The organism is Pseudomonas sp. IPO3778 (assembly GCF_013386825.1).
Lineage (GTDB): Bacteria > Pseudomonadota > Gammaproteobacteria > Pseudomonadales > Pseudomonadaceae > Aquipseudomonas.
Genome location: NZ_JACARC010000012.1, coordinates 21,573 through 39,803 on the forward strand (window position 1 = coordinate 21,573; position 18,231 = coordinate 39,803).

General features: G+C 61.0%; 13 protein-coding genes. 11 read left to right on the top strand and 2 right to left on the bottom strand.

All coding sequences use genetic code 11. From position 1 onward, the window contains the following. Window positions 1-35 precede the first annotated feature (35 nt). Together HX855_RS03845 and HX855_RS03850 are read right to left on the bottom strand one after the other, a co-directional pair. Complete coding sequence (locus HX855_RS03845) at window positions 36-470, bottom strand: MarR family transcriptional regulator (protein WP_177088912.1); 435 nt, start codon at window positions 468-470, stop codon at window positions 36-38. 292 nt (window positions 471-762) lie between these two features. Continuing rightward, on the bottom strand, window positions 763-1,815 hold the full coding sequence (locus HX855_RS03850; protein WP_177088913.1) for a 2,5-dihydroxypyridine 5,6-dioxygenase: 1,053 nt from the start codon (window positions 1,813-1,815) through the stop codon (window positions 763-765). 307 nt (window positions 1,816-2,122) lie between these two features. On the opposite strand from HX855_RS03850, the gene HX855_RS03855 reads away from it, so the two are divergent. From HX855_RS03855 to HX855_RS03905, 11 genes are all read left to right on the top strand, one after another. Then, window positions 2,123-3,256, top strand: a complete 1,134-nt coding sequence (locus tag HX855_RS03855; protein WP_010169602.1) for an FAD-dependent monooxygenase — start codon at window positions 2,123-2,125, stop codon at window positions 3,254-3,256. Then, window positions 3,253-4,062, top strand: a complete 810-nt coding sequence (locus HX855_RS03860; protein ID WP_177088914.1) for an alpha/beta fold hydrolase — start codon at window positions 3,253-3,255, stop codon at window positions 4,060-4,062. The genes HX855_RS03855 and HX855_RS03860 overlap by 4 nt, the downstream gene beginning before the upstream one ends. A gap of 11 nt (window positions 4,063-4,073) precedes the next feature. Further along, entirely contained in the window at window positions 4,074-4,826 is a 753-nt protein-coding gene (locus HX855_RS03865) for an Asp/Glu racemase (RefSeq protein ID WP_177088915.1), read from the top strand. Between the two features lie 176 nt (window positions 4,827-5,002). Beyond that, on the top strand, window positions 5,003-5,635 hold the full coding sequence (locus HX855_RS03870; RefSeq protein ID WP_177088916.1) for an N-carbamoylsarcosine amidohydrolase: 633 nt from the start codon (window positions 5,003-5,005) through the stop codon (window positions 5,633-5,635). A 277-nt stretch (window positions 5,636-5,912) separates the two neighbouring features. Further along, window positions 5,913-7,223, top strand: coding sequence for an MFS transporter (locus HX855_RS03875; RefSeq protein ID WP_177088917.1), 1,311 nt, complete (start codon window positions 5,913-5,915; stop codon window positions 7,221-7,223). 27 nt (window positions 7,224-7,250) lie between these two features. Beyond that, window positions 7,251-8,327, top strand: a complete 1,077-nt coding sequence (locus tag HX855_RS03880; RefSeq protein WP_177088918.1) for a nucleoside hydrolase — start codon at window positions 7,251-7,253, stop codon at window positions 8,325-8,327. Window positions 8,328-8,527: 200 nt separating this feature from the next. Further along, complete coding sequence (locus HX855_RS03885; RefSeq protein ID WP_177088919.1) at window positions 8,528-13,192, top strand: dermonecrotic toxin domain-containing protein; 4,665 nt, start codon at window positions 8,528-8,530, stop codon at window positions 13,190-13,192. Between the two features lie 88 nt (window positions 13,193-13,280). Next, window positions 13,281-14,564 carry a glycosyltransferase gene (locus HX855_RS03890; protein ID WP_177088920.1) on the top strand — a complete coding sequence of 428 codons (1,284 nt, stop codon included), beginning with the start codon at window positions 13,281-13,283 and terminating at the stop codon, window positions 14,562-14,564. 71 nt (window positions 14,565-14,635) lie between these two features. After that, entirely contained in the window at window positions 14,636-15,541 is a 906-nt protein-coding gene (locus HX855_RS03895; protein ID WP_177088921.1) for an AraC family transcriptional regulator, read from the top strand. Between the two features lie 277 nt (window positions 15,542-15,818). Then, a complete protein-coding gene (locus HX855_RS03900; RefSeq protein ID WP_177088922.1) occupies window positions 15,819-17,129 on the top strand; it encodes a sugar ABC transporter substrate-binding protein in 1,311 nt (436 codons plus the stop codon). A gap of 165 nt (window positions 17,130-17,294) precedes the next feature. Beyond that, complete coding sequence (locus tag HX855_RS03905) at window positions 17,295-18,221, top strand: carbohydrate ABC transporter permease (protein ID WP_177088923.1); 927 nt, start codon at window positions 17,295-17,297, stop codon at window positions 18,219-18,221. Window positions 18,222-18,231 lie beyond the last annotated feature (10 nt).

Here is an 18,231-nt window from a genome sequence, read left to right on the forward strand (position 1 = left end):
TTGGAAGTCGGGGATCAGCCTCGGAAGTCGGGGGATCAGGCTTGGGGGTCGTCGATCATTTTGCGTAGCAGGAACAGGACGGCCACGCGTTCGGCGGGGTTGAGGTTGCTCAGGGTCAGTTCGGTGATGGTCGCAGCGCAAGGCACGGTTTGCTGCACCAGGGCGGCGCCGGATGCGGACAGGTTGACCACCACTTTGCGTTTGTCCTGGGCGTCGGGTTCCAGGGTGATCAGTTCGCGGGCCTTGAGGCGTTCGACGATGCCGCGGATGGTCGCCTGGTCGACGGCGGTGGCCTTGACCAGTTCGGTGAGCGAACTTGCACCGTGATCGCGCAGGGCACACAGGGTGACGAACTGCACGGCGGTGAGCTGGGAGTCGCCGACGTTCTGCTGGAAGATCGCCAGGTGGCGCTGGTAGGCCTTGCGCAGCAGGTGGCCGACTTGCTCGGAGAAAACGTAGGAATCAGGCACGGCAGGCTCGCGAAGGCGGTGGTCGATGAGGTGGCATGATGGCGGGGTTGTGGAAATGACTCAAGGTTCTCATTGCCGGAACACGGTCGAAATGTGGGAGCGGGCTTGCTCGCGAAGGCGGTAGTCGATGGGGTGGCATGATGGCGGGGTTGTGGGTTGGACTCAAGCATCAGCCACTGAAGGAATCAAATCGAATGTGGGAGCTGGCTTGCCTGCGATTGCGGTGGATCAGCCAGCTCTCTGTTGTCTGACACTCCGCTATCGCAGGCAAGCCAGCTCCTACAGGGGAGGTTTAGCGTGCCAGGGAGGCTTGGGGGGCTACCACGTCGCCGGCGATGACGACGGCTTGGTCATCAAGGTAGACATCGCAATTGCGCAGCGGGATGTCCATGTGGCACGGGGTCTTGCGGGTGCCGCCGACTTCGGTGTTGGGCCCGGTGGAGAACAGGAAGTTGCCGTAGAACGCCCGGGCATCCATGCACATGCCGTCGTTTTTATCGTGCAGGCCCATGGCTGTCCACTGCGCCCGCGGCTGCAGGCCCCAGCCGATGTGGGAGATTCCGTACACCTCGGGGTCGTTGAAGTATTTCATGTAGTCCCGCAGGTATTCCGCCTCAAAGCCGCCGTGGATGTTGGTGATAAAGCCCTTCTCGATCTCCAGGGTGATTTTCTCCCGGGTGTAGGTCTTGAACGGCAGCAGGATGTCGCCGATGTCCAGCACCAGCACACCTTCGGCGGTTTCTTCGTTGGGCCAGGAGAACAGGAAGCCACTCGGCCAGTGGTCCCAGCGCCCCGGCTCGTCGGCAAAGCCATATTCGGTAACGGACGGGTATTGCCCCAGCGCCGCGCGAAAATCGCTGCCGGCGCGGGATTTGACGTGGATCGAGCGAGCCTTTTTCAGCAATTCTTCAGCCGCCAGTACCCGCACCTTGTCTGCCTCGGTGGGCAGCATGCGCGCCAGCACTTCCGGGGGCTCCACCGCCAGCAGGATGCGCGTGCCGGTCTTGAGGATCTGCTCCTGCTCCGGCGAGTGCAGCAGCATCATGGTGTCAACGATCAGGTCCGCCGCCTCCAGCGCTCGCTGGGCCGCGATATTGCCGGTCAGCGCGGTGTCGCCGCAGTAGGCGGTCATGTCATTGCCCATCGCCCGGGGATGGTTGAACGACGGCAACTCCACCGCATACACCTTGGCCCCCAAACGCTGCGCCGCGTCCATCGCGGCGCGCACGGTACGCGGGTCGGAGTAATGGCTCTTGAGCACGGCAACGCTCTGGGTCGGATCGACCTTCGAGAGCTTCAACACGTGTTCAAACATCTGGGTCAGTTCGCAATCACTTACCGGCATTTCCTGTCTCCTCAGAGGCTGCACCAAGATCTGGCAGCGCGCTTCACTCTAGTGCGTTTTTATAGCGTATACGCCAATTAATAACGATAAGAACTGATTTCAGGCTTGACTGCAAGCACCACGCCAAAACGTTACCATTCCACACATACCCAATGTTTAGTGGGGTTAACCGGTGACACGGGATCGATATGGCCAAAAAACAATTTTTCTAGCGCGGGCTTTTCATTTGAAAAAATGAGCGTATACACTTTAAAAACCTTGCGGACAGACACCGCCGGCCATCATTCGAAAAAGAGGACCACGCCCCATGGGAAGCACACAAAAAATCGCAATCGTCGGCGCCGGCCTTGGCGGTGCCGCCGCTGCCACCCTGCTGCAACAGGCGGGGTTCGACGTGGACATCTACGAGCAGGCGCCGGAATTTTCCCGCCTGGGTGCCGGGATCCACATGGGGCCCAACATCATGAAAATCTTCCGGCGCATGGGCATCGAAAAACAGCTGGACCTGATGGGCTCGCACCCCGAGCACTGGTTCAGCCGCGACGGTGAAACCGGCGACTACCTGTCACGCATTCCCCTGACTGGCTACGGCGCGTCCTACATCACCGTGCACCGCGGCGACCTGCACGCGCTGCAGATGTCCACCCTCAAGCCCGGCACCCTGCACTTCAACAAGCGCCTGGAAACCCTCGAAGAAACCGACACCCAGGTGCGCCTGACCTTCGCCGACGGTGAAGTGACCTACGCCGACATCGTGATCGGTGCCGACGGCATCAACTCGCGCATCCGTGAAGAGCTGCTGGGTGCGGAAAAACCCCTGTACAGCGGCTGGGTCGCCCACCGCGCACTGATCCGTGGCGATCAACTGGCCAAGTACGACCTGAAGTTCGAAGACTGCATCAAGTGGTGGACCGAGGACCGCCACATGATGGTCTACTACACCACCGGCAAGCGCGACGAGTACTACTACGTCACCGGTGTGCCGCACCCGGAATGGGACTTCCAGGGCGCCTTCGTCGACAGCAGCCGCGAAGAGATGTTCGACGCGTTCAAGGGCTACCACCCCACCGTCCAGGCCCTGATCGAATCCACCGAAAGCGTGACCAAATGGCCGCTGCGCAACCGCAATCCGTTGCCGTTGTGGAGCCGTGGCCGCCTGGTGTTGCTGGGCGATGCCTGCCACCCGATGAAGCCGCACATGGCCCAGGGCGCCGGCATGGCCATCGAAGACGCGGCGATGCTGACCCGCTGCCTGCAGGAAACCGGTATCAGCGACTACCGCACCGCCTTCGAGCTGTACGAAGCCAACCGCAAGGAACGCGCGTCCCGGGTCCAGGCCGTGTCCAACGCCAACACCTGGCTGCGCACCCAGGAAGACCCGGACTGGGTCTACGGCTATGACCTCTACGCCCAACAGCTGAAATCGGGGGTGGCCGCGTGAGCAGCTTTCTCTACGGCGGCAACGTCCAGGCCAACGGCATTCGCCAGCACTACCTGCGCTACGGCGGCAAGGGCCCGGCGCTGATCCTGATTCCCGGCATCACCAGCCCGGCGATTACCTGGGGGTTTGTCGCAGAACGCCTGGGCCTGCATTTCGACACCTACGTGCTGGATGTGCGCGGTCGCGGCCTGTCGTCCACCGGTCCGGAGCTGGACTACAGCGCCGACACCTGCGCCGAGGACATTGGTGCCTTTGCCGACGCCCTCAAACTCGACCGTTATCACCTGATGGGCCATTCCATGGGCGCGCGGTTTGCCGTGCGCAGTGCGGTGCGCCATCCCCAAGGCGTGAACCGCGTGGTGTTGATCGACCCACCGGTGTCCGGCCCTGGCCGTCGTGAATACCCCAGCAAACTGCCGTGGTACGTCGATTCGATTCGCCAGTCACGGGTGGGCATGGATGCCGAGGCGATGCGCGCCTTCTGCCCTACCTGGACTGACGAGCAACGGCAACTGCGGGCCGAATGGCTGCACACCTGCTACGAACCGGCGATCGTGCGCGCCTTCAATGACTTCCACACCGTCGACTTCCATCAGGACCTGCCGCGCCTGGAGGCGCCTGCCCTGTTAATTGTTGCCGGACGCGGCGGTGTTATTCAGCCGGAAGATGTCGCAGAAGTCCGGCAGTTACAGCCAAGCCTGCAGGTCGCTCACGTCCCGAATGCGGGACACATGATCCCTTGGGACGACCTTGAAGGTTTTTTCACCGCCCTAGGCGACTTCCTCGGCCAGCCCCTGACTGCATAACGGAGACCACCATGCTCAAGCCTTACCGCATCGGCCAGATCGTGCCGAGTTCCAACACCACCATGGAAACCGAGATCCCGGCGATGCTCAACGCGCGCCAGGCGATCCGTCCGGAGCGCTTCACCTTTCACTCCAGCCGCATGCGCATGAAGCAAGTGCGCAAGGAAGAACTGGCGGCGATGGACGGCGAGTCCGACCGTTGCGCCCTCGAGTTGTCCGACGCCAAGGTCGACGTGCTGGGTTACGCCTGCCTCGTGGCGATCATGGCCATGGGGCTGGGTTACCACCGCAACTCCGAACAGCGCCTGCGCAAGGCCACTGCCGACAACGACGCCAACGCCCCGGTGATCACCAGCGCCGGCGCCCTGATCGAAGGCCTGAAAGTCATGGGCGCCAAGCGCATCGCCATCGTCGCGCCGTATATGAAGCCGCTGACCGAACTGGTGGTGAACTACATCCGCGAAGAAGGCTTTGAAGTGGTGGACTGGCGCGCCCTGGAAATCCCCGACAACCTTGAAGTGGCCCGCCACGACCCGGCCAACCTGCCGGCGATTGTTGCCGGGATGAACCTGGAAGGCGTCGACGTGATCGTGCTGTCGGCCTGCGTGCAAATGCAGTCGCTGCCTGTGGTCGCCAAGGTCGAAGCCCAGACCGGCCTGCCGGTGCTCACCGCCGCCATCGCCACCACCTACGCCATGCTCAAGGCCCTGGACCTGGAACCCATCGTCCCCGGCGCCGGCGCCCTGCTCTCCGGCGCCTACTAACCCTGCGTTGACAACACCTTTGTGGTGAGGGGGCTTGTCCCCCGTTGGGCTGCGAAGCGGCCCCAAAACCGACAATCGAGTTCCATCTGACTCAAAGCAGCAACACTACTGGGGCTGCTCCGCAGCCCAACGGGGGACAAGCCCCCTCGCCACAGGTGATGAATGAGGACTGAAAGATGAGCGAACAATCCGCCGACGCCAACTATCAGGGCGTCTGGGGCAACCGCATCGGCTTCGGCAAAAAGTCCGCGCTGCTGATGATCGACTTCATGCAGGGCTACACCACTGAAGGCGCGCCCTTGTTTGCGCCAGGCGTGGTCAGTGCCGTCGCCGAAAGCGTTGAACTGCTGGCCAGCGCCCGGCAACACGGGATCACCGTGGTGCACACCAATATCCGTTACCATCCCGGCCATTTCGCCGACGGCGGCATCTGGGTCAAGAAGGCGCCGGTGATGAAAGACATGGTCGAGGGCAACCCCCTCGCCGCGTTCTGCACCGAAGTCTTGCCCCTGGCCAATGAAGTGGTGATCACCAAACAATACGCCAGTGCGTTTTTCGGCAGCAGCCTGGCCCCGATGCTGCACGCCCAGGGCATCGACACCGTGGTACTGGCCGGCTGCTCCACCAGTGGCTGCATCCGGGCCACTGCCGTAGATGCGGTGCAACACGGCTTTCGCACCATCGTCGTGCGCGAATGCGTCGGCGACCGTCACTCGGCGCCCCATGAAGCCAACTTGTTTGATATCGACAGCAAGTACGGCGACGTGGTCAGCAAGCAGGAGGCGATGAGCACATTCAAGGAGCAATAAGGTTTCATTAAGAACCGCGCCACAGAGTGCGGTCTTGCACAAAACTGTGAGCCGCACCCGATCAAATGTGGGAGCTGGCTTGCCTGCGATGGCGGTGCTTCAGTCACAGCAGTCTCAACTGATCCACCGCCATCGCAGGCAAGCCAGCTCCCACATGAGAAAGCCGGTGCAACTCCCAGTCTTCTGTCACTGCCTTTGGAAGTCGCTTTCACAGCACTCCGAAGTGCTGAAAAAGCGGCCGTATAAAAACCATAAGTCACCGCCAGGAGACACCCCAATGCCCATTGCGAATGCAGCGCCCGCGACTACGGTCGCCGATCCGGTCCACACGCTCTACCACAAGATCACCTGGAAGCTGATTCCGTTCCTGTGTTTCTGCTACCTCGCGGCCTACCTGGACCGCATCAATATCGGCTTCGCCAAGCTGCAGATGCTCGACCAGCTGCACTTCAGCGAAACCGCGTTCGGCCTCGGCGCCGGCCTGTTTTTTGTCGGCTATATCCTCTTCGAAGTGCCGAGCAACCTCGTCCTGGAAAAGGTCGGCGCAAAGATCTGGATCGCCCGCATCATGATCACCTGGGGCCTGCTCTCGGCCTGCACCATGCTGGTCACCTCCACCACCCAGTTCTACATCCTGCGGTTCCTGCTGGGCGCCGCCGAGGCCGGGTTCCTGCCGGGCGTGCTGTATTACCTGACCACCTGGTTTCCCACCCATCGCCGGGGGCGGATCATTGCGCTGTTCATGATCGGCCTGCCGCTGTCCAGCGTGATCGGCGGCCCGTTGTCCGGCTGGATCATGGGCCACTTCGACAACATGGGCGGCCTGCGCGGCTGGCAGTGGCTGTTCCTGATCGAAGCGGTGCCCAGCGTGCTGCTCGGTATCTGGACGTTTTGGGCACTGCCCAACACCTATCAGCAAGCCAAGTGGCTGTCGCCTGAAGAAAAGACCTTGCTGGAAAACGAGCTGCGCAAGGACGACGCCGACGGTGCCCACAGCAAGCACAGCTTTCGCGACGGGTTCTTCAACCTCAAGGTGTGGATGCTCGGCGGTATCGACTTCTCGATCCTGCTCAGCGCCTACGCCATGGGATTCTGGATGCCCACGTTCATCCGCAACGCGGGCATCACCGACACCTTCCATATCGGCATGCTCACCGCCTTGCCCAGCGTGGCGGCCCTGCTGGGCATGCTGCTGATCGGTGCCAGCTCCGACAAACACCGCGAACGCCGCTGGCACATCATCGTGCCGTTTTTCATCGGCGCGGCAGCGATGGCCACCAGCACGTTTTTCACCCATAACGTGGTCGCCACCGTGGCCTTGTTTGCGATTGCCTCGGCGGCGATCATCGGTGCGGTGCCGGTGTTTTTCAGCCTGCCGGCGACCTTTCTCAAAGGCACCGCCGCGGCCACCGGTTTTGCCCTGGCCTGCTCCCTGGCGAACATCGCCGGCCTGGTGAGCAACTCGTTGATGGGGGTTGCGATTGACGTCACAGGCAGCAGTGCCGGGGCCTTGTGGTTTTTTGCCGGCTGCTTGATTCTCAGCAGCTTCCTGGTCATCGCCTTGCCGGCGAAACTGGTGAACCGTTAATAACAACAACTTATCGGGTGAGTCTCCATGCAAGGTTTCATCAAGCGCTGTGCCCTGCTTGTCGCCGTCGGCCTGTGTGCCGGTACGGCGCAGGCCACAGAAAAGGTCATCTTCGACACCGACTTCAACGTGCTCAACGATGACGGCCAGGCCTTTATCATGCTTGCCCAGTTGCATGCGCAAAAACGCATCGACCTGCTGGGCATGACCCTGGTCAGCGGCAACGCCTGGGTCGACCAGGAACAGGTCGACGCCCTCAAGGCGGTGGAACGCATGGGCGTGGAAAAGGAAGTGGGTGTGTATTCCGGCGCTGCCTATCCGTTGCTGCATGACTACGCCACCTATGAGGCGGAAAAAACCCTGTTCGGCTCCGGCTGGCCGGGGGCATTCAAAAACCCGCGCCCCACCAGCGCCTCACAGCTGATCGCGCCACCGGATGGCCTGGCCACCCACACGAAGCTGCGCAAGGAAACCGCCGCCCAGTTCATCGTCGACAGCGTGCGGGCCAACCCCCACGAGGTAACGATTCTGGCGGTGGGCCCGCTGACCAACATCGCCCTGGCGATTCGCTCGGCGCCCGACATCGTGCCGCTGATCAAGCGCATCGTGTACATGGGCGGTGCCCTGGAGATTCCGGGCAATACCACGCCGGCCGCGGAGTTTAACTGGTGGTTCGACCCGGAGGCCGCGAAGATCGTGCTGCGCTCGCCCATCGAACACGTGATTTTCCCCAATGATGTCTGTGAGAAAGTCACCTTCGACAAGTCAGTGTATGAGCGCGTGATTGCCCACCAAGGCGCGATTGCCGACCTGTATAAACACGAGTTCGGCCCGCTGTTCGACAAGGACCCGTCGTACCACAGCTTCACCTGGGACAGCCTGCCGGCGCTGTTTCTGGTGAACCCCGGGATCGTCACCGAGTCCCGCGAACTGTGGGTGGACGTAGACGCGACCTTCGGCGCCGATTACGGCCGGGCACTGGGCTACAAGAAAGGCGCGCCGGTGGGCACGCAGAAGGCCAAGGTGGTGTTTGCCGTGGACCAGAAACAGTTCTGGGACGGCTATGTCGGGCTGGTGACGCTGCCAACGCCGGTAAAAAAATAACGCCATCCATCACACTCACCCGTTGCGTCTGCGGCAAATGCCAGGCCAACGGGTGCCCCTCTGTGCCTGCCTGCCACTTTCCTTGAAATACCCCGCCAAACTCCCGCTCGCCTTCTTCGGAACGCCTACGGCGCAGGGCTCGACATAACGGGGTAAGTTCGGTCATCTCTCGTCCGACGTGCCTATTTCAAGGAGCTTCCATGAGCAGTGTCGAGTCCCGTTTCCTTGCGACCACCCGACCTATTCCGCCGGACGACAGCGCCTTCATCCCCCGCCTCCGTTCAACCGGCACGCAGCTGCCACTCAACGCTCCGCCAGCCGTCACGCACACCCCTGACGCGTTGACCGAACAGCCACCCGGGCAAACAGCCCCGCGTGCGAAACACGCCGGTTTCGGCCTGGCGCGTCAAGCGCTGGAAGACTCACTGCCCGCTGATGCGCCAATGCAAGGTGTACGGCAACGCCGCTCTTCAGCGCCCAGCGTCAGTCGGGATCCGAACACTTCAACCCGCGCCGAGGCCGATGAGGACGTGGCGAATAGCCTGGCGAATGCCGCCGACCCGCAAGCCGACACGCCCCTTGCGGTGCCTCCTCAATCGACCCTTGGACAATGGTTGAGCCAATTGCGCACTGCACTGCTCAGCCCGGCCTTTCAAGCCTTTATCCAGGAGGCCGGCTTTGACCCGTCCAGCATCAAGTTTCTTCCTTCCACCTCCAGCCTCAACGGGATGATCAACGGTAGGTTGGTGAGGTTCACCATCGAGAGTGCAGGCGGCTCGAATATCGCAATCCGCAACCTGGCCATTGCAGAAGCAAACGTCATCGGCAGCGGACTCCCCGCGCCCCTGTCTTACACTGAGGTCATGAGCGGCACGCTGAAAACCTCCATGGTCAACGCGTTCTACGACGACAGCTTCCCGTCCGCGCTCAAATCAGAGAAGGCTCGGGGCCCACAGGCCTTGGCGATGCATCGCCGAATCGTTGGCGATGTCTATGATAAAGATAACCTCGCGCAGCAACTGAAACGCATCAGTACCCGCCTGGACACGGGCCAAATCACACCCGCAACGCTCCCTTCTGTATTGGCCACGACCGAGGTCAATCTCCAGCCAGGCTCAACCTATGACCAACTGCACGCAACCGAGCCCGGGGGCGCGGCCAGCCTCGAGCGTTTCCTGAAAACCCTGGGCAAGCCACTGCCGGAAAACCGCGAGCAAGTCGACCAACTGGTGACCTTCCTCACCGGTAATGTCGACCTCTTTTCCGAAGAGACAATGTTGACGGTGGCTTATTCCCACGCACTGAGACAAGCGGCCGCAGGTAAATCAGAGCCCTCGGTCACTGTTCCCAGCCACTCGTTGCTGGGCCGCTGGCTCGACCTTTATCGCGGTTTGTTTGACCACGAGGCGGTCCAGGCATGGCTGGTCCGGCAAAACGTGGACCCGGGCACACTCAAGGTTGTTCCCGCGACCGGGCAGGCAACCGCCCTGGTGAACGGCTCCCCGACAACCTTCGACCTGGCAGACGATTCAGGCTGGGCGACTATTGCCGGCCCAATCCTGGCGGTAGGCAACCTCATCGCGCCGGGTGCCGAACAATCACTGCAGATGCCCCGCTTGAGCCGGTTTATCGACGTGCCCGTAAACATGGTCGCCCGCTTTTACAATGAGCCGCCCACTGACACTGCCGCTCAAGCCCTGGAGCGGGCCGAGTACCTGGAACACAGGGGTGCGTTCGATTCCCTGCTGGCCACCCCTGAGCACTCGATCCCCTCCCTTGAACACCATCAGCAGCAAGCGGCGACCTTTTACGACAACCTTGGCCGCGCCATGGCGGAAAAACGCAGGTTTGAACACATTGTCGGCACCACCGCAGCGCAACTGCCAAACGCCCGGGCTGAGGCGAAGAAATCTGCCGAGGCGATCATATTCAAGCTCACGGGTAAAACGGTGGATGCCGACACTATTTACCACAACCGCTTTGACACGGCCCGCACGTCCGAAGAACTGTCCCACCGACGTATCAAAAGCTCACTGCGCTTGCCGGATGCCTTATTGAAGAACTTCAGTGAGGCCGACTGGGTTCCCGGCATGCTCGACGCCACCTCGGGCCTGTACACGGATCCTGAGGGTTATGGAGAACACCACAAGTTTGCCCTCGCCCCTTCAGAGGTGATGAACGAAAGCTGGAAAACCGATCTCCAGACGCTCATGACGACCCAGCTGGATAATTTCTGGGACCAGCACCGTGACGACTTTCGCACGATCCTCAAAGGCCGGTTTATTGCCCAGGCCCGCCAGCAATGGCAGGCCTACGAAGCGCGTTCCCCGGCAGAGCAGGCAACGCTTGCAGATGAGCAAAAATTCACCCGCGACGACTACCTGCTGGTCATGGCCGCGGCGTCGAATGTTTCGGCGGACGAGCGTGCCCCGATAACCGTCGAGCAGTTGCAGGCATCGACAGCGACACGCGGTGTTGTCCGTGCCTACCCCCTGGACATCAATGGCTATGGGTCCGATATCGTGCGCTTCACCGCTCAGGACGATGGGCAGTACCTCTACTCCAATGGCCGGCGTGACGGCAGACAGGTGCTGTACGTGCCGGGAGGCGACCCGGACTTTGTTCGCTTCGACTCTCTGGAAAAAATGGACCAGTGGATCGTCGACCAAGCCAGGGATCCGGAGAAGCGCAAGGCGTTGGCGTCGCACTTCTCGGTGTATGACCGCCAGGACGGTATCAGCTATTACGGGGTCGACACCTCGCTGGCCAGGCTGGCGACAAACCAATGGGATCAGGAAGAAGGCATCACCATTGATCGCGGCAACATCCGTATTCACGGCGATGTCTTCCAGCACATCACGGATGTCACCGAAAAACGCATGAGCAGTGATGCGGATCTGGCGATCAAATCAAACAGCGAGGTCATTCGCGACGCTTGGCTCAACGACATTACTGTCGGGACAGGGTTGCTAGCAAAGTTGGCCCCCACGGGCATCATCGCCGCCGGGGTTGCCAGCACCGCCGCGATCGCTGAAACAGCCCTTGGCGTCGAAAAATCCGTTTCGGGTGACACCTTGGCCGAGCGCAGTGACGGCGCGTTGAAAGCGGCGGACGGTGCACTCAACGCCCTGTTTTCCGCGGGGGCAAGCAGCGTTCCTGAAGATCCTTTCGTGCTGCCAGGTGCCGGCGCGCCATCAACGCTCCCGCTGCAACGTGAAACCTTCTTTGACGGCGCCCCGTCGTTGGTCACCGAGCAATCATTGGCCGAAGATGCCTATGTCATCCCACGCTCCGACGGCTTCGATGTGGTGGACGGCGAGAAAGTCTACCGCTACAACCCCGAACAACCGGGGCAACTGACGGACCTTGAGTCCGCCGCACATGAGGCGGAGCTGCAGAACTACGAAGCCATTTGCCCGGTGCCTTCGGCGCCCGGTGGCCGCGTAAGGCGTGGCGCCAACGATGAGTGTTTCTCCAGGATCATCGTCAGCACCGGCAACGAGCTGCAACAGGAGTTGCAGGCGCTGGAACACGAGCGCCTGCTGCCTTCCCCGCGCAAACTGTTCAACAGCGACCGGTTCGTGGTTCGCGAAAGGCGCCTGCACAAAATGGTCGATACTGAATTGGGCGCCAAGCTGGTACCTCTGCCCACCCTCAAGCCTATTGAATACAAGACACTTATCGACGGAAAAATAATCGACGATCCTCACTTCGGCCTCCCTTCGGGAACCACCAACAAGTTCCTTGAGGCAGAAACCCGGGTGGTGAAGCTCGGCAGCATCAGCCCCGGCGTCAACGACCAACGTGAGATGCGCGGTATTGTGGTGTCCAGCCCTAGAGCAGGTGACCCCTCCCAATACCTCGTAGTCGAGGCCGATACCGCCGAATTCTATTACGTGAAGCTCACCACACCCGAGTCCACGAATGTGACGTTCACCAAATGTGGAGCGACAGAGTTTGAATTGGCGCTGGCAAAAAAATACCGATCAAAATTTTATGTACGCCAGGGCAATTCGGCACACCCCAACGACGCCAACTTCATCGCGCTGCCGAAACTGAAGGACGCCTACGCGTCACTGGAAAAAAATGGCTACTCGAAAGCGGACATCGCTCAACTGAAAGCCACCACCGCCACGATGAACGCCGAGCAGCAACGCGAAGTGGTGTTCCAGTTGCAAACCCGAGGCGCACTGGGCCAAGCGAATATTTCAATGATGCCGAACAAAGTTTCCGCCCTGACAAAACCCAGTCATTTCGCGAGTTTTACCGAAGAACAAAAAAACCGGTTTTACGCAATGAACGCAAAGGAATCGGTGGACCGTGCGATGAAGGCCACCGGACTGGGCCCCAGCAACCAGGTGCGCTCAGTCGCTGACATCAAACGCGCCGATGCCGCCAACGAAGCCCTTGTATGGTTGCGCAAGACCGCCAACCCCCGCACCCACGACCTTGGGGCTCAGGCCCTGAAAAGTGGCGCCGGAAACTGCGGGGAAATGAGCCTGCTCGCCCGGGACATCATCGCGCAGAGTGGGGGCAACGCCTATACCTGGAGCGCGGGCGACGCTCATGCATTCACCGTCGTTGGCGGCCCGTCGATATTACCTGGCGATACCGTCGACTTCTCCCAACCGCAGTGGGCTGATGCCTGGATCGTTGACCCGTGGGCCGAAATTGCCTGCCCCGCCCGGCAATACACCGCCGAACTGGAGGCCACCATGAACAGATGGGCGGCCTTGGGCTGGAAGATCCGGGACGGCGCAAACCCCAACATGAGCCCTCTCGACCGTAACTGGACAAACACGCTGTTCAATTTGCCGAAAAGCCCGGATGGCCAGGGCTACATTCAGCCGGCCTTGAGCGCGTGAACGGCCTGTACCCCGTCACAACACGGCGCGATGCCCGGCCAGATATGGTTTAATCGCGCCGTTTTTTGCCCACAGGAACACCCTGCTCATGAACCCGTCCGCCACCAAAGTCCTGGTCGTTGGTTACGTCTGGCCCGAACCCCGCTCTTCGGCTGCCGGCGGGCACATGATGCAGATTCTGGAAAGCTTCCTGGCCCAGGGCTGGGACATCACCTTCAGCAGCCCGGCCACCACCGGTGAGCACAAGGCCGACTTGCCCGCCCTGGGCATTCGCGAATGTGCGATCGAGCTGAATAACAGCAGTTTCGACACGTTTATCCAGCAACTGGCCCCGGATATCGTGCTGTTCGACCGTTTCATGATGGAAGAGCAGTTCGGCTGGCGCGTGGAGAAATGCTGCCCGAATGCCCTTCGCGTGCTGGAAAGCTCAGACCTGCAAAGCCTGCGGGATGCCCGCCAACAACGGCTCAAGGCGTTCCTGAAGGTTCATCCCGACGCTGACGACTTCAGCCCGCTGTTCAGCCAGGACCTGGCCGCCGAATTCGCCTGCATGGCCGACACCGACCTGGCCAAGCGCGAGATCGCCGCGATCTACCGCTGCGACATCAGCCTGATGATCTCCGATGTGGAGATCCGCTTGCTGACCGAGTACTTCAAGGTGCCCGCCGCCCTGCTCCACTGGTGCCCGCTGATGGTGGCGCCGCCCACCGAAGCCTTTGCGCCGTTTGAAGACCGCGCGCACTTCTTGAGCATCGGCAACTTCCGGCATGCGCCGAACTGGGATGCCGTGCTGTGGATGAAGAACAGCCTGTGGCCGCTGATCCGCCAGCAGTTGCCCGGTGCTCAACTCCACGTGTATGGCGCCTACACGCCGCCCAAGGCCACCGCCCTGCACAACCCGGCCCAGGGCTTTCATGTGATGAACTGGGCCGAAGACGCCTTGCAGGTGATGACGGCGGCGCGTATCTGCCTGGCACCCCTGCGATTTGGCGCCGGGATCAAGGGCAAGCTGGCGGACGCAATGCTCTGTGGCACACCGAGCGTGACCACACCGATTGGCGCCGAAGCCATGGGTGAACCGTGGCCCGGCGTGGTCGAGCACAGCGCCAGCGCCATGGCGGCAGAGGCCGTGGCGCTCTATCAAGACCAGGTACGCTGGGCCCAGGCGCAGGAAGACGGCCGGCAATTACTGGCCCGCCGTTATGCCAAGGACCTGCACGGTGCCGCACTGGTGGCGTGCCTGGAGCAGTGCCGGCGCGAACTGGCCGAGCACCGCCGCAACAATTTCACCGGCAGCATGCTGCGCCATCACCTGCACAAAAGTACCCAGTACATGGCGCAGTGGATCGAGGCAAAAAACCGCAGCGTTTAAACACCGACGCTGGCGAGGTGGCGCGCAAGGGGGCATTATCCTTTTCGCAACCACAATAAAGCGACGGCAGCATGACCCGAGCAGCGAGAATCACCGACCCTTCCTACGAGTTGATGGACGATCACAACGGTCTGTCCATCATCTATCGCCAACACGGCTTCCCGTGCCCCTTGGTGCGCTGGCATTTCCACAAGGAATACGAGCTGCACCTGATCGTCGCCAGCTCCGGCAAGGTGTTTATCGGCGACTACATCGGCAACTTCTACCCGGAAAGCCTGTTCCTCACCGGCCCCAACCTGCCCCACAACTGGATCAGCCAGGTGGCCGAGGACGAAGTGGTGCCCAAGCGCGACATGCTGGTGAACTTCACCGACGACCTGTTTGAAGGCGGCGGCCAGATCTTCGCCGAGCTCAAGACCCTGGCCCCACTGCTGGAACGGGCGCAATACGGCATCGAATTCCGCTGCAAAAAGACCATCGCCCAGGCCATGACCCTGATGCAACGCATCGAGGACGCCCAGGGCATGGCGCGCCTGGGGCACTTCTTCATCCTGATGGAAGTGCTCAGCGCCTGCGAGGACTACCAGTTGCTCTCCGGCGTGACCACCCCGCAACTGGCGGACGAACACAGCATCGACCGCACCAACCGGGCGGTGGACTACATCTTTGCCCACTACGCGCGGGAATTGTCCCTGGAGGAAGTGGCTGACTACCTCGGCATGAAGCCCACCTACTTCTCCCGCGTGTTCAAGCAGGCCACCGGGCGCACCTTCATCGAGTTCGTCAACCGCCTGCGCATCAGCAAATCCTGCGAGCTGCTGGCCGATGGCGACAAAGCCGTGACCGATGTGTGCTTTGAGTCGGGTTTCAACAACATCTCCAACTTCAATCGCCGGTTCCAGCAGCTCAAGGGCATGACACCGTCCCACTACCGGCGGTTGGCCGTGCAGCGCCTGACCGAGCAGAATCTGGCTTAATCCTTCCCCCCCTGTAGGAGCGAGCTTGCTCGCGAAAGTATTCCAGGCGCATCGCTGCGGTGGATGTACCTTTTTCGCGAGCAAGCTCGCTCCTACAGTAAACCGTTTCAGCTCTTTTCCGACCAAGTGCAAAAAAGTATCACTAAAAGTGCTCCCAAGGATTTGTCAGCACGCCAATTGAAGGCTGTAATCAACGCACACTCTTCCAGCTGTCGTGGAAGACACAACAACAATAACTGTCCTTCTGTAGCCCCTGGGCGCAGAAATGGAGTGCGCGATGAAGTTCACAGCTAAAGCTCTGCTTGCCTGTACCTGCATGACCCTCAGTGCCGTCAGTCTCGGTGCGCAAACCCTGACCATTGCCACCGTCAATAACAGCGACATGATTCGCATGCAAAAGCTCTCGAAAACCTTCGAGACCGAGCATCCGGAGATCAAGCTGAACTGGGTGGTACTCGAAGAAAACGTCCTGCGCCAACGCCTCACCACTGACATCGCCACCCAGGGCGGACAGTTCGACGTGCTGACCATCGGCATGTACGAAGCTGCACTCTGGGGCGCCAAAGGCTGGCTGGAACCGATGAAGGACCTGCCTGCTTCCTACGACCTGGACGACGTTTTCCCATCCGTACGTGATGGCCTTTCCGTCAAGGGTTCGCTGTACGCCCTGCCGTTCTACGCCGAAAGCTCCATCACCTACTACCGCACCGACCTGTTCAAGGACGCCGGGCTGACCATGCCTGAGCACCCCACCTGGACCCAGATCGGCGAATTCGCCGCCAAACTCACCAACAAAGACAAAGAACAGTACGGCCTGTGCCTGCGCGGCAAAGCCGGCTGGGGCGAGAACATGGCGCTGATCACCACCCTGGCCAACGGCTACGGCGCGCGCTGGTTCGATGAGAAGTGGCAGCCTGAATTCAACGGGCCTGAGTGGAAAGACGCCCTGACGTTCTACGTCGACAACATGAAGAAATCCGGCCCGCCGGGCGCCTCCAGCAACGGCTTCAACGAAAACCTGGCGCTGTTCAACAGCGGCAAGTGCGCGATCTGGGTCGACGCCAGCGTCGCCGGCTCGTTTGTGACCGACAAGACCCAAAGCAAAGTGGCTGACCACGTCGGCTTCACCTTTGCACCCCACGAGAAAACCGAGAAAGGGACGTCGTGGTTGTACTCCTGGTCCCTGGGGATTCCAACCAGCTCCAAGGCCAAGGACGCCGCCAAGGTGTTCACCACCTGGGCCACGTCCAAGGAATACAGCCAACTGGTCGCCAAGACCGACGGGATTGCCAACGTACCGCCAGGTACCCGCAAGTCGACCTACAGCGACGAATACATGAAGGCGGCGCCGTTTGCCAAGGTGACGCTGGAATCGCTGAAAGTCGCCGACCCGAAAGACCCGTCGGCCAAACCGGTGCCGTATGTGGGCATCCAGCTGGTGACCATTCCTGAGTTCCAGGCGATTGGTACCCAGGTCGGCAAGTTCTTCTCCAGCGCCCTGACCGGCGGCTCGACGGTGGAAAAAGCCCTGGCGGATTCCCAGACCTTCACCGAACGCGAAATGAAGCGGGCCGGTTATCCCAAGTAACCCGGGCACACCACCGTAATACTTTATGTGGGAGCTGGCTTGCCTGCGATGCAGGCACCTCGGTCTGTCAGTCAGACCGCGTTGATGCCATCGCAGGCAAGCCAGCTCCCACATTGACCGCGCTTCGACTCTCGCTCTGCATGTACCTGACTGGTCCTGATCACCATGAATACCACCACAGCCCAAGTGCAAACCGCTACGCCGGACACGCCGCGTAAAAGCCGCCTGATCAACCCCGGCTGGTTCCTCGTCAGCCCCTCGGTGGCCTTGTTGCTGCTGTGGATGATCGTGCCGCTGGGCATGACCCTGTACTTCTCACTGATTCGCTACAACCTGCTCTACCCCGGCGAAAACCAATTCGTGGGCCTGGAGAACTTCACCTACTTCATCACCGACTCGGGCTTCTTGCCCGGGGCCACCAACACCCTGCTGCTGGTAGGCAGCGTGTTGCTGATCAGCGTGGTGTTTGGTGTATTGATCAGCGCCCTGCTGGAAGCCAGCGAGTTCTTCGGTCGCGGCCTGGTGCGGGTGTTGTTGATTTCACCGTTTTTCATCATGCCCACCGTCGGTGCGCTGATCTGGAAAAACCTGATTTTCCATCCGGTGTCGGGGATTCTCGCCTACGTGTGGAAGCTGTTCGGCGCCCAGCCTGTGGACTGGCTCGCCCATTACCCGTTGCTGTCGATCATTATCATCGTGTCCTGGCAGTGGCTGCCCTTCGCGATCCTGCTGCTGATGACCGCCATGCAGTCCCTCGACCAGGAACAAAAGGAAGCCGCCCGCCTCGACGGTGCCGGCGCCATTGCGATCTTCTGGCACCTGACCCTGCCGCACCTGGCGCGTCCGATTGCCGTGGTGGTGATGATCGAAACCATCTTCCTGCTCTCGGTGTTCGCTGAAATCTTCACCACCACCAACGGTGGCCCCGGCTACGCGTCGACCAACCTCGCCTACCTGATCTACAACCAGGCGTTGGTGCAGTTCGATGTGGGCATGGCCTCGGCCGGCGGCTTGATTGCCGTGGTCATCGCCAATATCGCGGCGATTATCCTGGTGCGGATGATCGGCAAAAACCTGACTGACAAGCCTTGAGGGCCGCGCC

Excerpts from the sequence above, each read along its gene's own strand:
- HX855_RS03870 (WP_177088916.1), top strand. The coding sequence starts at position 5,003 with ATGAGCGAACAATCCGCCGACGCCAACTATCAGGGCGTCTGGGGCAAC.
- HX855_RS03875 (WP_177088917.1), top strand. The coding sequence starts at position 5,913 with ATGCCCATTGCGAATGCAGCGCCCGCGACTACGGTCGCCGATCCGGTC.
- HX855_RS03895 (WP_177088921.1), top strand. The coding sequence starts at position 14,636 with ATGACCCGAGCAGCGAGAATCACCGACCCTTCCTACGAGTTGATGGAC.
- HX855_RS03905 (WP_177088923.1), top strand. The coding sequence starts at position 17,295 with ATGAATACCACCACAGCCCAAGTGCAAACCGCTACGCCGGACACGCCG.
- HX855_RS03890 (WP_177088920.1), top strand. The coding sequence starts at position 13,281 with ATGAACCCGTCCGCCACCAAAGTCCTGGTCGTTGGTTACGTCTGGCCC.
- HX855_RS03880 (WP_177088918.1), top strand. The coding sequence starts at position 7,251 with ATGCAAGGTTTCATCAAGCGCTGTGCCCTGCTTGTCGCCGTCGGCCTG.
- HX855_RS03850 (WP_177088913.1), bottom strand. The coding sequence starts at position 1,815 with ATGCCGGTAAGTGATTGCGAACTGACCCAGATGTTTGAACACGTGTTG.
- HX855_RS03900 (WP_177088922.1), top strand. The coding sequence starts at position 15,819 with ATGAAGTTCACAGCTAAAGCTCTGCTTGCCTGTACCTGCATGACCCTC.
- HX855_RS03855 (WP_010169602.1), top strand. The coding sequence starts at position 2,123 with ATGGGAAGCACACAAAAAATCGCAATCGTCGGCGCCGGCCTTGGCGGT.
- HX855_RS03885 (WP_177088919.1), top strand. The coding sequence starts at position 8,528 with ATGAGCAGTGTCGAGTCCCGTTTCCTTGCGACCACCCGACCTATTCCG.
- HX855_RS03865 (WP_177088915.1), top strand. The coding sequence starts at position 4,074 with ATGCTCAAGCCTTACCGCATCGGCCAGATCGTGCCGAGTTCCAACACC.